Origin of the sequence: Vibrio sp. F13 (assembly GCF_020806305.2) — a bacterium.
Taxonomy (GTDB): domain Bacteria; phylum Pseudomonadota; class Gammaproteobacteria; order Enterobacterales; family Vibrionaceae; genus Vibrio; species Vibrio crassostreae_C.
In genome coordinates this window covers 323,564-337,083 of record NZ_CP170175.1, presented here as the reverse complement: position 1 = coordinate 337,083, position 13,520 = coordinate 323,564, and the positions used below count along the sequence as shown (strand labels likewise).

General features: G+C 43.6%; 13 protein-coding genes and 2 pseudogenes. 7 read left to right on the top strand and 8 right to left on the bottom strand.

The features are described from left to right. Positions 1–4 precede the first annotated feature (4 nt). From LMH68_RS01575 to LMH68_RS01550, 6 genes and pseudogenes are all read right to left on the bottom strand, one after another. A pseudogene (locus LMH68_RS01575) lies at positions 5–1,273 on the bottom strand (HD-GYP domain-containing protein); the annotation flags it as partial. A gap of 314 nt (positions 1,274–1,587) precedes the next feature. Continuing rightward, positions 1,588–2,082, bottom strand: coding sequence for a YcxB family protein (locus tag LMH68_RS01570; RefSeq protein WP_017059097.1), 495 nt, complete (start codon positions 2,080–2,082; stop codon positions 1,588–1,590). Positions 2,083–2,549: 467 nt separating this feature from the next. Beyond that, the gene (locus LMH68_RS01565) at positions 2,550–4,544 is read right to left on the bottom strand and encodes a choice-of-anchor X domain-containing protein (RefSeq protein WP_229647243.1); all 1,995 of its coding nucleotides are present in this window, start codon (positions 4,542–4,544) and stop codon (positions 2,550–2,552) included. 12 nt (positions 4,545–4,556) lie between these two features. Next, positions 4,557–6,074, bottom strand: coding sequence for an esterase/lipase family protein (locus tag LMH68_RS01560; RefSeq protein WP_229647244.1), 1,518 nt, complete (start codon positions 6,072–6,074; stop codon positions 4,557–4,559). Positions 6,075–6,563: 489 nt separating this feature from the next. Continuing rightward, entirely contained in the window at positions 6,564–7,661 is a 1,098-nt protein-coding gene (locus tag LMH68_RS01555; RefSeq protein ID WP_017059100.1) for a nickel/cobalt transporter, read from the bottom strand. 94 nt (positions 7,662–7,755) lie between these two features. After that, positions 7,756–8,478, bottom strand: a complete 723-nt coding sequence (locus LMH68_RS01550) for a DUF1007 family protein (protein ID WP_029235926.1) — start codon at positions 8,476–8,478, stop codon at positions 7,756–7,758. A gap of 475 nt (positions 8,479–8,953) precedes the next feature. Between LMH68_RS01550 and LMH68_RS01545 the strand changes: the two genes are divergently transcribed. Next, the gene (locus LMH68_RS01545; protein ID WP_017059102.1) at positions 8,954–9,400 is read left to right on the top strand and encodes a NifB/NifX family molybdenum-iron cluster-binding protein; all 447 of its coding nucleotides are present in this window, start codon (positions 8,954–8,956) and stop codon (positions 9,398–9,400) included. After that, on the top strand, positions 9,397–9,594 hold the full coding sequence (gene nqrM / locus LMH68_RS01540) for a (Na+)-NQR maturation NqrM (protein ID WP_017059103.1): 198 nt from the start codon (positions 9,397–9,399) through the stop codon (positions 9,592–9,594). The genes LMH68_RS01545 and nqrM overlap by 4 nt, the downstream gene beginning before the upstream one ends. 63 nt (positions 9,595–9,657) lie before the next feature. On the opposite strand, the gene LMH68_RS01535 is transcribed toward nqrM, so the two are convergent. Beyond that, a complete protein-coding gene (locus LMH68_RS01535) occupies positions 9,658–9,936 on the bottom strand; it encodes a DUF134 domain-containing protein (protein WP_029235478.1) in 279 nt (92 codons plus the stop codon). Between the two features lie 34 nt (positions 9,937–9,970). Between LMH68_RS01535 and LMH68_RS01530 the strand changes: the two genes are divergently transcribed. Together LMH68_RS01530 and LMH68_RS01525 are read left to right on the top strand one after the other, a co-directional pair. Continuing rightward, positions 9,971–10,420 (top strand): PaaI family thioesterase, encoded by a 450-nt coding sequence (locus LMH68_RS01530; RefSeq protein WP_017059105.1) that lies wholly within the window; start codon positions 9,971–9,973, stop codon positions 10,418–10,420. A 34-nt stretch (positions 10,421–10,454) separates the two neighbouring features. Next, positions 10,455–10,583, top strand: a pseudogene (locus LMH68_RS01525) (ABC transporter substrate-binding protein); the annotation flags it as partial. A gap of 42 nt (positions 10,584–10,625) precedes the next feature. Here LMH68_RS01525 and LMH68_RS01520 read toward each other — a convergent pair. Beyond that, complete coding sequence (locus LMH68_RS01520) at positions 10,626–10,829, bottom strand: hypothetical protein (protein ID WP_017059106.1); 204 nt, start codon at positions 10,827–10,829, stop codon at positions 10,626–10,628. A 363-nt stretch (positions 10,830–11,192) separates the two neighbouring features. Between LMH68_RS01520 and pnuC the strand changes: the two genes are divergently transcribed. The 3 genes from pnuC to LMH68_RS01505 all read left to right on the top strand — a co-directional run bounded on the left by pnuC (position 11,193) and on the right by LMH68_RS01505 (position 13,471). Further along, positions 11,193–11,927: a nicotinamide riboside transporter PnuC gene (gene pnuC / locus LMH68_RS01515; RefSeq protein WP_017069647.1), complete on the top strand. Its 735-nt coding sequence runs from the start codon at positions 11,193–11,195 to the stop codon at positions 11,925–11,927. 8 nt (positions 11,928–11,935) lie between these two features. Then, on the top strand, positions 11,936–12,664 hold the full coding sequence (locus LMH68_RS01510; protein ID WP_229647245.1) for a nucleoside phosphorylase: 729 nt from the start codon (positions 11,936–11,938) through the stop codon (positions 12,662–12,664). Positions 12,665–12,790: 126 nt separating this feature from the next. Further along, positions 12,791–13,471 (top strand): Crp/Fnr family transcriptional regulator, encoded by a 681-nt coding sequence (locus tag LMH68_RS01505; protein ID WP_017067876.1) that lies wholly within the window; start codon positions 12,791–12,793, stop codon positions 13,469–13,471. Positions 13,472–13,520: the final 49 nt, after the last annotated feature.

Below are 13,520 nucleotides of genomic sequence, written 5' to 3'. Positions count from 1 at the left end.
CGGCTTAGTCAGATCGATATTTTTGAATGTCGACCTCGTCAACATGTGCTTCCGGCATAAATTTCTTCGCGTAGTCGAGGTACACTCCGCTCTCCAAGAACAGTAAGAATAAGTCCATATCCAAATGCTCATCCACTGCCATTTGATACATTATATCGATAGCGATACTCACAGGCTTCGCTTTCTTGTATGGCCGGTCTCCTGCGGTTAACGCTTCAAATATGTCTGCAATCACCAATATACGTTCTGGTATCGATAAATCCTCGGCATTCAATTTCCGTGGATAACCGTTACCTTTGAGTGTTTCATGGTGCGTGGAAGCATAGCGCGGTACATTGCTCAGTTCAGGTGGAAATGGCAAAGCTTCAAGCATTCTTATCCCACTAATCATATGCTCATTGATTTTGAAACGATCCTCAGGTGTCAAAGTCCCACGTGAAATCGTTAGATTGTATACCTCACCCATGTTGTATTGATGCTCAGGAACTTGCATTTGGATGCCATGCTCAGGTTCGAATTCGACGGGTCGCACACGTCTAATGATGTGCTCAGGTTTATCTTCTAGCAGTTTTTCCATGACTGGTAGAGACGAATCCTGTTCGGGTTTGTTCATTTCTTCAAATGGCGACAAACCCAAGCGATCGTCAAAGTAACGTAACCATGTTTTCTCAGCAATTTGCTTAATTCGAGCAACTTTATCTTCACTCATGAATTCACCACCGATGTTAGCCTTGGCAAGGAACTCAAAGTCATCGTTCAACTGGCGTACTTTTTCTTTAAACTCGGCATTTGCTTTATCCTTACTTACCTCACTGTGCAATAACACGTTTAAGTAATCGATTTCTGCATCTCTCCGTAGGACTTCAAACCGAGTTCGAATTTCATTGATTCGGTTGTAGTTCGCTTCAAGTTTAGTGCCCTTATCAACAATATGTTCTGGCGTCGTAATTTTTCCGCAGTCATGCAACCAGGCAGCAATACGAAACTCTCTTCGTTCGGCATCATTTTGGAAAGCAAAGTCTTTGAACTTACCGCTTTGGCATTTCTCAGCTGCACTTGCCAGCATCATGCCAATTTCTGGAACGCGATTACAGTGTCCTGCTGTGTACGGTGACTTATCATCGATCGCTTGAGCAATAAGGCGAATAAACGCTTCGATGAATTCTTCTTGTTGTTTTTCGTGCAATTGAATCTCAGCCATCATTTCCATCATGGCTTCGGAAAGTTCATCAATTTCTTTGACTCTGGTTGTCACATGCTGAAGCAATGCGAATGTGGTGCACCAAGCCAAAAAGTGAAGTTGAAGAAGGCTGCTTGGAACGATGATTATCGGGCACGAGTCTTCTTTGGGTTATAAATTGAACAAAGTGTGCTCGCGCCCTGCAACAGGGGGGGGATGCACATGAACAAGGGTTTTCATGAATAGGGGCAATCGATGGAAGGGGCAATTTCGAGAAGGAAATTGCCCCTAGTTAAAGTGTAACCTGCATGCATATCGGCAAATAAGCGCTCACATACGCTATATAACAATGTTCCGTATTTAGCTTTCTCGATTATGCCTGCTAAGTCAGCAGGCATTTATTGGTGTTATTTCGCTTTTGATGCGGCGTGGTGTTCAATCATGAAGGCAATAGCTTCATCGTTTAAACAAGATTTACTCACATATTGGCGCTGTTTACCGATATGCAGGATAAAACCAAGATCGGTCTGCTCAAGTTGGTCGATGTCACTCCACGCGATGGTGTTGGTCGCTTTGTGGTTTTTGTAACTTACTCCGTTAGCGTCACCTTGAAAGACAATTTTGCTGCCTGCGCCTGAGCTGATTTTTTGTCGCCATAACCACCAGGTTCTTTTGCAGTACACACTGAATGCTTCAATCACACTCAAAACAATAAAGAACCAGCCAACATAGCCGTTAGGTAATAGTTCAAATTCCAGTAGAACCACACCAAAAATAAGAAACAGTATTCCTTTTAAGTAGGCTTTTGGAAATTGAGTCGGAAGGCTAGTTTGATCATAACACTCCGCGAAAAACGTCTTGTCGAGTTTGTATTCTGTAGTGAAACCGGGTTCTTTAGACATGTGAGGCTACTTTATGGTTCTCTGTGAATGGGCTGTCAGTGGGCAGGTGTCCCACGCTGCAATTTTGCAACTTGATTATTGTATCGCTTCTCACTGTTTTTATTTAGATATTTTGGCTCTGTTTTGTAAATCGATGATACTTAACGGGTCTATTCTAACTTTAGCTATCAGACTAGTGTAGGGGCATCTTTAAAGTCACCTAAAAAATTGGTGATGGGATGGATAGATCTGTGGAGTCACCCGGTTGTTGGGACTACTGGCCTTTTTGGATAAAACTTCGATCTCATTTTGTTGGTTGATGGAGTCTATAGTGATTAGCGTGCTTTATCACTACTGTTGAGGGGCTGGCATAGTCTGCTCTAACAGAATAAACATATGAAGCTTGCAAAGTTCATCACTGTTCACTCTGAGAGGCCATGCCCAAAGCGATACCTTGGGCATGGCCTTATTCTATTTCAGTTTTAGGATCAGTACTCGATGAATAATGACACCTGCTTAACGTTAATGAAGAAACTTCTTTCATAGGGAGAAGAGGTAAGAGCAATATCTAGTTTGTTCAACCCAGACACTCTCTTCTCATTTAATGCTTCTAATAGTTTAGAGTTGGTAAACCTAAGCGTTTGACCGGCTTCTACGTTGTTGAATGTAGTGAGTGGATTACTCCATGCTGCACATATAGTAAAAGACTCACAGAACGTGTCGTAATCCAGTGTGTTTGGAGACCAAGTTTGATTAACGATATGCGCAGTTACATTGTTGAATGGAAATTGAAGAGTTGAATCTCCGAAATCAACAATAAGCGTTGCCTGTTTAATTTTCCCTCGAACCTCACTTAAGTCAAAACTCGCTAGTGTTTCGTAGTCGTATGGGATTGAAGCCTCCGCTCTTAAGTAACCACCGACACGATGTTGCGTGACATGTGTTGCCGGGGTTGCTTGCCAGTTTTCTCTTTCCAAACCGAATAGGTTAGAGGGGAGGGTCACATTCACTGGCGGACTGAAATCAGAGGCTTGGTATGGTGGAGTTTGACCGAGAACTCCTTGTCGATAGGAGTCAACGCCACTGTAGATTAGCAGTGCGTTCAGTTCATAAGGACCATCGGCTTGCTTAAACGTGTCACCAGGAACGGTAAACTTGATGGTGTTTTCGCCAGCCTCAAGCGGTTCTTGGAAACTCACTAGCTCTAAATACTCTCCGGCTGCACCAACGATATTTACCGAACCTGTGTAAGTTCCACTGCGCGTAACATGGATAGGAAACTCAAAACTCAGCGAATCAATGTAGGTTCCATCTTGCGACATAGTCGGTGTGGTGACTAAACTCCCCGTGACTTCAATCGGTTCGCGGCAACGCTCAAAAGATGCTAAATCAATAAATTCTTCAAACTGAATTCGAGGGGCTGAAATTCGTATGTCATCTTGAGTGATTGCGTAGATGATCGTCGGGTTGGAGGTCAAAGTAGACGCTGAATCAAATGCGCCAAAAATATCTTCAGTTGAGTACTGTAGAGTGACGATTTGCTTCGCAGGTTTGAGTTGCAGACGTTTGCTTGTGTTCAGCTCGTCAATTCCATCGGTGAGGTAACCATGAATGGCAAAATCCCCCGCGGATTTAACATCAAGTTCCAAGCGCTGCTCTAAGGCAATAACACAGCCTTCAGAGGAAAACAGTGGAGCGAGTGAGAGGCTGACAAATTCAATGTCAGAGGGTAGTACGTGGATTTTTTTACTTGTCTGGCGAGTGATAGTTGTTCCATATTCTTCAAAAGACGTTATGCCTTCAATTAGATAATCCCCTTCAGCGGGTGGAACGAAAATATTGCTGTAGACACCATCTTTAGCAATAGCATCGAAATTGACACCCTCATCTTTAAGCGTCAGGCGTGTTTTTATTCCAGCTTCATCAATGATCACTGCGCTGGTTTGGGCACCTGTGATTGGATTCCCTTTGTTTGTCAGTAATGCAGAAACGGGAACTGGTTCACCGACCACAAATTGGTTTGCAGCTATCGCCATGCCAAACGCAATAGGGGATTGGATCGCAACCTGAGCAATAATTACTGTGTTGTAACTTGGGTTTGGAAAATCAACGACGATCTTCCATTCGCCAGGTTCAGGGTTAGTTACTTCAGGCAAAAATAAATAGCTGCCCGGTAGCGGCGGACTTTGTGTGTCACCTGAAAGTATGTTCGCTTGCACATCATTGGATGATGTTGCGACTTGCCCGTTAGGCTTGACTAAATATACGGTTGCATCATCCAACGGCACGATGATTTCTGCTTTTAGGGCTTCCGCTTTGTCGATGGTAAATAGCATTGTGACTTCGTTATCGTTACTAGTCACTGGTTGAGATAGTGTCGTGCTTGTACTCATCCCAACGGGTATTGCATTACTGGCGATAGCCGGTGTGATGAAGGTACAGAAAAGACTGAACACCATCACTAATTGCTTGATGAATTTCATTGTGGCCACTCCTTAGCGCATTGAAATAATTTGTTGTAGAAAACGTTCAACGTTTTGTCCCGTTTTCATTGTTGAGTGGTTAGCCAATACGTTACCCAATGCATTGGTATAACTTGGGTTAGCGCTTGCCAAGGTCACAACAACATCATTTTCTTGCGGTACTGTTTGAATGGCTTGGTAACTGACTATGGTGATTGGATGAGCTTGTGGTCCATGCACACTTGGCATTGTGACCGATTGAGTTTGAGTATCGAGGTAGGCCGCAGAACTAAAGCTTCTTAGCGCCTGCCAAGCGGTAACGCCTGCCCAACGCGATCCCCACGGGAATAGGCCAACGATATCAGGATCTTTCTCAATAACACCGTCTTGGTTGAGATCGGCATTTGCCCCAATAGAAAATGTATTTGCAATATTGCCGCGAGTACGCATTTGGATCGCGTTTGATGCTGTATCCGTTGTTAGATCACGGATACCAGGCATTTTAGGACCCGCAAACGGAATATTTGGGAGTTGCATGTACTTGCCAGCGTAATTATTTGGATCGGTACTGACGTTACTGTAGATATCGGCGTAGTGGTCCATTTTTATCACCGACAAATCTGCTGCGACGCTACCAAGGTGAGGTGTGGAGAAAGTAGAAAGGGAGGTTATCTCAAAGGAAGGGCTAAGTGCTTTGAGGTTTTGGGTATCTAGCCCGCCTTTACTGTGTGCAATGACGTGAACTTTGTCGGATTTCAACTCATCGAGAAAACCCTGAATTTTGTTGTTCAAGATATTAGCGTTAGTCGCTGTGGTTCCATTTTTGTCAGCAGAGAAACGAGTATAACGAATGCCATAGTCATCAAGTGTAGAAAGCACGCCTGGAGCCGTATCATCATCCCAAGTGTCTGATTGTGCAGCAATGCCATGAGCAAGAATCACAGGAATGGCAACATCAAACTCGATTGAGACCCAATCGACAGACATACACCAGTTGTCTCCCGTATTGCCAGTATCAATATCGACGCGAATCTCATTGTTTTGGCCGAACTTGACATCACTGATATCGACTTGAAGGTTAGTATCCGTCCAACGGTTATCAGCGCCTTGCAGCGTACCTAAAGACTTTCCGTTAAAAGATACGATATCTATTTCTGGAGCAATATTACTGACGTTGGCATTGGAGTCTATGTCGAAGACCGGCATGCTGATCCTTGCGTTAGAACCGATAACGCCTTTTTGCTGCATATCGCCCAGTTTACTCGGAGCAATTCTCCCGTCACTTTGTAAAACGTTGGGGCTGACAACCATAGGAACAGGTAAAGAGATAAGTAGAGGTCCGCCAGAAGCATAGGTACAACCGGTATCCAGACCAGAACCAGAATTGACAACATAAACGCCGAGTACTTCTTGCGGTGGGGCTATCCCAGAGCTTTGTGAACGCATCGAGAAATTACGCAATTCGTGTGAATCAGGTATATCTTCGGCACTCGCGAAACTCGGAGAAAGTAACAAAACACTGAGCGTGGCGCTCGGAATGTATAGTTTCATTTGTTTACCTTTGAGTATAGGTTATCCAAGAATTTGGTTGAAGAAAGCTCTATCTGTAGTTGTAAGGTAAAGGCTAGGAGTTTGATGTGAAATTTATTGGGTATAATTTCGGCTTGTTACTCAATTGATAAAACTGCTGCTCTATTTTTTTTCAAAATAGGAAGAGTGCGATCGCAGTTTCTGGATTGCGGAAGTTATGTCCTTATTTTCAAAAGGAGGGGGATAGTGCTCTAATATTGTTAGAACAATCTAAGTTAGTTTATGAAAGAGTAGCTAAGAATAGGAAAATCAAAGTTGGATGTAGGTTTGTTACAGAACTACATAGAGCGCGCTGTTCTGAATGGCTGACTACTAACCTAACTGGCTGTGCAAAGTTAGGTTAGTAGAAATTATGTGGCTGTTAATTCAGATTTGAGAGATAAGGGCTAGTGTTTTTTAGTAAAAATGGTAAAGGTCGCAATAAACTGAGGTTTGTTATTACATCGTTCGCTACATAGTGAAAACAGGCGACATACCGCTGTCTTGTCCACTCATTAGCAACAAGCCAATTAAGACAAGTAAAACACCACCGAATAGCTGTAAATAATGACCTGCGGCTTTTAGTGAAGCACTGTTATTCTTGTTACCTGCTGCCAAATAGCGTTTTACCAAGTTCTTGCCTGTTAGTGTCATTATAGCAATCGTCGAGGTTGTGAAAGCAGTACCAATCGCCATGGAAAAAGCACTGACAACACCCATCCAATATAGGCCAACCATGTTTGCGAAAAGCAGTACCATGATGGCTCCGGTGCACGGTCTTACGCCAATCGTCACTATAATTCCAGCATATTCTCGGAGCGTTGAGGCTTTGTTGATTGCGTCTGCATCGGCTACATGCTGGTGGCCGCACCCACAGTCGGCATGAGAATGATCTGCATGAGTGTTAGCTGCGGCTTGCATTGTGCTAGTAGCGTCGATTATCGGAGAAGGGGCTGATATTGATGAGCGAAGTGCCATTGGCGAACGCGCTGAAATTGTCGCAGCTGTGTCTGTTGCGAGTGTAGTGATGGCTTTCACTTTCAGCTTAGGCTTACGCATAGCGGTGTAGATGTTTTTCAAAGCCTTCCAACATATAAGTGCGCCGACGACCGCGACTAAGGCAAAGCTTAATGAAACAAACATATTCGCTTTGTCATTCACTACTCGCATGGAAGCACTAAAGCCCCACAGCAACACGCTTACTAGTAAGATTGCGACCAATGCTTGTAAAAAAGCGGAGACGACCGTAAGCACTAAACTCGCCTTGGCTTTGGTTGGGTGAGTCGCTAAGTAAGTCGACACGATAACTTTGCCGTGCCCAGGCCCCAAAGAATGAAGCATGCCATAGATAAAGCTGAACCCGATAAGGTAACTGCCTGCGCCCCAAGGGTTGGATTTAGCTTCATAGAGCAGGTCTGCAAGTTCTGAATTGACTTCTCTTTGCCATTGAATGCTAGAGATAACTAACGATGGCCACATGGACCACAGTTGATACGCACCAATAGCAATAAGCACGAACGCGCCAGCACCAATGAGGTAGTGATTGATTTTGGATTGATTTTTCTTCATTTAACAAGAACCTATATCTGAAATCTTTCTGTTAATTAGTTGCCATGCTTAATCAGCTAGACGCTGACTTAAAGGCTGAAACGAACCACTGCGACTAAGAAGCGGGAACCGCCGCACAATGAAGCTCAACCGATTGTGTAAACAGTTGGCCTAGCGTGTTATCTGGATCTGCATCGACAGGTAAAGACATTGCATAACTCATTTGCTCTGGCGTCGGGTTAGGCTCGATTAATTCTAAATGGCATTGTCTTGCTAGTTCAGGTGACAATGTCACGTCGCTGTTGGATAGCCACGACATGTCGACAAAGTAACTAGGGTCAAAAATCAATACGCGAAGCGAGTTTCGTGTCACAGGCTTAGGTTTAGAAAGTGGTAGGTCAAATGTTAGAACCATCTTGGCTTTATCACGCTCAAACTTTGCGTTCTCAACCACCTGATATTTGATGGGCTCTTCACCATCATAAAAGTACGTGAAGTAGTGCTCGTACATCATGTTTTCGATTACAGACGCAGCGAGCTTTTTGAATGTTTCAGTTTCTGTATCGGCAGAGACGTCTTCTCCATCCAACATGTACATCGAGGTCATTGCATCAAAAGACCACTCCATAGAGAGACCGGTGATCATGCCATTCTCTCCCTCAATATGAGTTTTCATCTCTATCCAAGAGTGAGGGTGGGCATATAGATTTGGCGCAAAACACAATAATGCTAGGCCAACAGTCAAGCCCTTGAGAGAGCGAAAGCATGTCGAGAAACGGCTTACATAGCGTGTGGAGAGGCGATTGATGACATCGATTAGAATAAATGGCTGTTTCATGAGAAATGATGGTAATTTAGTGTGATGTTATATTATAACAACCCGATGCGTTGTTCTCTTCAAATTATAAGCTTGTTTACATTGAAGCCGACTGCAATTCTTGATTTTCAATCCAACCTATTTTTCCTATAAACATCTTTGATTGGTCCCTAATTCGACATTATTCAGACTAGTGTGTGACGTTGAATAGTCGATTAAGCTCTCGGTTGTGCGAGGCCTTTTTGTAATGGGTTTGAGCTTGGCTCTTGATAACAGGCATTAACAACGCAAAAAATACCCCCAGTAAAAAAACTACCCCCTAGTATATATGGTTATTTGAAAGGTAACTGAGATAGGCTGAATATGACGGTAAGTTTGGGTGCTTGTGATCTTAGTTATCGATCCAGTAAATCTTATTTTTCACATGATAGTTATTGGCATATGCCAATAATTGGGCGTATGCTGAACTCCTGATCATCAATAACAGGAAGTTACTATGTTATACGCAGTACCTTGTCGCGACCTTCATGTTGGCAACCACTTTGCTCGTTCCCCACAGATCGCGATTGTCGATGAACAACGACAGATAAAACAGATTGTTCCTTTGATTGACTCCGACACCTCTTGCAATAAAAAGAAGCAATGGATTTCGGTTCTCCGTTCTTACGATGTGAAATCTGTGGTGGTTCGTTATATTGGTAAGAAGATGCTGGCGCACTTGTTCAATAACGATATTCGAGTCTTGGCATCGACAGGTAAGGCAGAAATCGGGGCTTTGGATTTCGACAATCTACGGGAAGTGACCGATCTCGATTATGGTCGCGAGCCGAGAAATAGTGGGTGTGGCAATAAAACGTGCGGCGAAAACGGGCACAAAAAACAAGCTTCGATTCTAATGGTACAGCCTAATCAGCTAGGTGCTATTCGAGGGTTCCGACAATGACCTTTTTGTTGACGCTATTGGGGTTTGTCGGAGTCGTTACATTGATGGCGATAGGCGTGATTTTTTCGCGCAAGCCAATCAAAGGCAGCTGTGGAGGATTGGCGCAGTTAGATATTGAGCGTGAATGCAATTGCAAGGATGTGTGTGAAGGGCAAAGCAAAAAGCTGTATCAGATTACTGAGCCATCAAGCTAAGTATCGAAGTAAGCATCAGAGTTCTCGCTCACTGAGTTAAATAACTTCTGGCTAACACGTTAATTAACTACTTTGAATCACCAACGCGTGACCATTGACGATGCACTTGGCGACTTTAGCTCGTGCACGCTTGATAATGTTGCCGAACGTTTGGCGAGACACCTGCATTTGTTCAGCGGCTTCAAGCTGGCTCAGGCCTTCTTGATCAGCCAAGCGCAAGGCTTCGAGCTCTTCCAATAGCAATTCTTCTTTATGAAGCTCGTCCATAGGAACACCATTGGGCTTAAAACAAGAGTAAGCCGTACGGGTACACAACTGGCGATGTTTTTTTGGTCGAGCCATATCAATCTCTAGCAATCTATGGGTAAAGGTAAGTATGAAGGTTTTCTTTCCACACAATCATCGGCGTTGCCAAGTGTGCAGCCAAGGTTTTTTCAACGACAGCGCCATTTGTTTTGAAGCTATTGGCGAGCATGACACTTTAACTAAGCATGAGGCAGTAGCTAAATATAAAACCAGAGCCAAGATTGTACCAACAGATAAAGCTGAGGGCTACGATGGCATCATGCAAGGTGGCATTGTCACTACACTGCATGACAGCGCGATGTTGCATTGTCTATTTCAGAATGATATCAAGGCGATGACGGTGAGTTTAACCTCTCGTTTTCATCATCCGATTTTGATTGGTCAAGAACTGGAAGTTCGTGCCCAGTGGGTGAAAAGTAGACGTAATATCTACTTCCTAGAAAGCCAAATTACTCAGTGCGGAAAGTTATGTTCGTCGGCACAAAGTCAGTTTATGTCAGTTTCTAGCTATCAAACTTAAGCTTGGTATAGCGGTGTTGTTTTATCAGTTATAAAAGTCCAACTACGGTTTCATAATCACTGAAAATAACGTGTACGAAGAAGAGATTAACCGCGCCCTGTTGAAGATTCGTGAGTCACGAAAGTGGCGTAAAATCTTGGTCGATTATTTCGCAGATCAGTAATCGAAATTAGAGGCTTATTCAAAAGCTTTTGGACTTTCGCCGTTACAGTTGATCTGAATCTGAGGCCTTGATCTTTTTGAAGTATTTAAATGCACTCCAAACCGCGTAAGCCGCAACCCCTACAATCAATGCCGAGCGAAGGAGAATAGGCGCATCATGCTCAAGTTGACCAACATGAGGAACAATACTGGCAAACAATCGACTGGTAAAAAGCAGCCCCATTACTAACATAATTACTTTATTCATGTGACCTGCCATTCAATTGAGTACGTTGCACAGAACGAGTTTTGGGGCGATTACACGGTTAACACGCCAGACAACGATTCTGCTCGAGATAAAATCATGCGCTTCTCAAACGTAACCGTCAATGCGATATCGGCGTTAAGCCAGTAAGCTAAAATTTCGTTTTTGGAAGGGGGCTGTTCTGGTGCTGGAGTTTCGAGTTCGAGACTGTGGAAGGGCTATGACATCTTCCCGTGAAATTGATTTTCCGGATTTAATATTCTGATTTATGATCGCATGCATTCTAGGGGGACAAATGTCCTCATTTTTATTTGGAGAGGCGCAATAAAATAGGTGCCACTAAAACAAATAATAAAGGACACATCTATGGACCTATTCGCTCTACTTGATATCAACAATACTTTAGTCAATATCCCAATAGGGGATGGCTACGCAATGAGCTGGATTGAAGCATTCGGCACCGTGTTTGGTTTGTTGTGTATTTGGTTTGCAAGCCAAGAAAAAACCATTAACTACCTGTTCGGATTGCTGAATGTCACCTTATTCGCGGTTATCTTTTTCCAAATTCAGTTATACGGACTGTTACTTCTACAACTCTTTTTCTTTTGCGCCAACATTTACGGTTGGTACGCATGGACACGTCCTAATGAGCAAGGTGAAACGCTAGAAGTTCGTTGGTTGAGCCAAAATAAACTAGTAGCAACGGCCGTAGCGTGTGCGATTTCTATTGCTTTGTTAACTATGTACATCGACCCATTCTTTTTTGCGCTAGCAAACATCGCGGTAGATAGCTTGAATCTATTTGGTGCGGATTTAGCGGAGCCAGTGCTTGAACCGGATGCGTTCCCATTCTGGGATGCCACGATGACCATTCTATCTATTGTTGCTCAAGTTCTTATGACACGTAAGTATGTTGAAAACTGGATACTGTGGATTGTGATTAACATTATCAGCGTTGGTATTTATGCGACGCAGGGTGTGTACGCAATGTCTGTTCAATACGCAATCTTAATGTTTATTGCGGCAAACGGTACTCGTGAGTGGGCACGCACAGCTAAACGAAACAGTGATAAATCGTTAACTCAAGCAACGGCTTCTTAGGAGTGAAGATGGCAAAGCAACCTCATATCTGCGTTGATGAAACGCAAATTGCTCCGTTAGTTATTGTTTGTGGTGAGCCAGATAGAGCGAATCGAATCGCTAACTTGCTTGAACATGCTGAACTGGTCTCTGAAAACCGTGAATATCGAATCTTCACTGGTCAATATCAAGGTAAAGCGATATCGGTTTGCAGCACGGGCATTGGTGCACCTTCAATGATCATTGCGGTAGAAGAGCTTAAGTTTTGTGGTGTGACTCATATTGTCCGAGTAGGGTCTACAGGCGCAATGCAGTCACATATCGGGCTTGGTGAGCTAATTATTGCAGAGGGCGCGGTTCGTGATGAGGGGGGATCTGCGGCTTACGTTAAACCGTCGTATCCCGCTTATGCAAGCTTCTCCCTGCTCAAAGAGCTAGATGGGTTCTTGCAGCAGCAGTCAACACCTTACTATTTAGGAACAGTGCGCTCACACGATAGCTTTTATACCGATGATGAACAGGCGCTTTGTCAGTACTGGAATGGCAAAAGCATTTTAGGTGCAGACATGGAAACATCCGCGTTGTTTACCGTTGGACGCTTGAGAGGGCTTAATGTAGCTTCTATCTTGAACAATGTTGTCTTGTATGAACAAGATGTAAAAGAGGGCGTTGGGCAATATGTCGATGAGGCTGAGGCAATGATGCAAGGAGAGCGGCTAGCATCTTTAGCGGCACTGGAAGCATTAATTGCACAATAAGGTTCTGGCGAAAAACAACAATAAAAGCGACGGGAGACCGTCGCTTTTTTATTGGGTTCTCTCCTGTGGTTTAAGTGGTTACAATCGTTTGAATATAAACAGCAGTAATGCAATGAGAGAGTAAGTATGAAGATTGCACCATACTCAAGCGGACGCTTTAAAAACTACTTAGAACAAAAAAGCTCTGAATTTAGAGATCTCATCTACCAACACCAAGTTAACTCTCGTTACTTCAATCAAAATGATGAAATCCTACGTCAAGGTGAGCAGCTTCAGTATCTTTATGTAGTGCCCGCAGGAAGAGTCTCTATGAGTATTTCCGCGGCTAATGGGCGACGCTTTCAATTGGGCGAAGTGAATTGTGATTACCATATCTTCGGTGAGATGGAGTTTTTCACGCAGACCCCTTGTCAGTGGAACGTAGTGGCTGATGAACACATGCAAGTTGATGTTATTTGCATTCAGAGATTAGCAGAAGCACTACTTGAAAATCCGGGGATGATGTTCTTCTTTGCCTCTGCATTGGCGGAAGATTATCAAGACTCTATGGGTATTTACACTAACCGTCTTTTACACTCAATTACCTACAATATTGCGTATGATTTATTGGTTCAAAGCGAGACTAACACTGTGTTAGGCGGTTTCGATAAAGTGAATCAAGAAGCAGAACGATTTGGTACATCGAGCAGAGTGTATCGAAGAGCGGTTAAAGACCTATTAGACAAGGGTTTCATCAGAAAAGGAGATCAAGGGTTAGAAATTGTCGATCAGCGAGCACTGCAAGCTTTTATTGACTCCTACGAATAATAAAAGAGCTTGGCACTTACCTAAATGCCAAGCTCGGTTTTTCAATGTT

Excerpts from the sequence above, each read along its gene's own strand:
- LMH68_RS01570 (WP_017059097.1), bottom strand. The coding sequence starts at position 2,082 with ATGTCTAAAGAACCCGGTTTCACTACAGAATACAAACTCGACAAGACG.
- LMH68_RS01565 (WP_229647243.1), bottom strand. The coding sequence starts at position 4,544 with ATGAAATTCATCAAGCAATTAGTGATGGTGTTCAGTCTTTTCTGTACC.
- LMH68_RS01560 (WP_229647244.1), bottom strand. The coding sequence starts at position 6,074 with ATGAAACTATACATTCCGAGCGCCACGCTCAGTGTTTTGTTACTTTCT.
- LMH68_RS01555 (WP_017059100.1), bottom strand. The coding sequence starts at position 7,661 with ATGAAGAAAAATCAATCCAAAATCAATCACTACCTCATTGGTGCTGGC.
- LMH68_RS01550 (WP_029235926.1), bottom strand. The coding sequence starts at position 8,478 with ATGAAACAGCCATTTATTCTAATCGATGTCATCAATCGCCTCTCCACA.
- LMH68_RS01545 (WP_017059102.1), top strand. The coding sequence starts at position 8,954 with ATGTTATACGCAGTACCTTGTCGCGACCTTCATGTTGGCAACCACTTT.
- nqrM (WP_017059103.1), top strand. The coding sequence starts at position 9,397 with ATGACCTTTTTGTTGACGCTATTGGGGTTTGTCGGAGTCGTTACATTG.
- LMH68_RS01535 (WP_029235478.1), bottom strand. The coding sequence starts at position 9,936 with ATGGCTCGACCAAAAAAACATCGCCAGTTGTGTACCCGTACGGCTTAC.
- LMH68_RS01530 (WP_017059105.1), top strand. The coding sequence starts at position 9,971 with ATGAAGGTTTTCTTTCCACACAATCATCGGCGTTGCCAAGTGTGCAGC.
- LMH68_RS01520 (WP_017059106.1), bottom strand. The coding sequence starts at position 10,829 with ATGAATAAAGTAATTATGTTAGTAATGGGGCTGCTTTTTACCAGTCGA.
- pnuC (WP_017069647.1), top strand. The coding sequence starts at position 11,193 with ATGGACCTATTCGCTCTACTTGATATCAACAATACTTTAGTCAATATC.
- LMH68_RS01510 (WP_229647245.1), top strand. The coding sequence starts at position 11,936 with ATGGCAAAGCAACCTCATATCTGCGTTGATGAAACGCAAATTGCTCCG.
- LMH68_RS01505 (WP_017067876.1), top strand. The coding sequence starts at position 12,791 with ATGAAGATTGCACCATACTCAAGCGGACGCTTTAAAAACTACTTAGAA.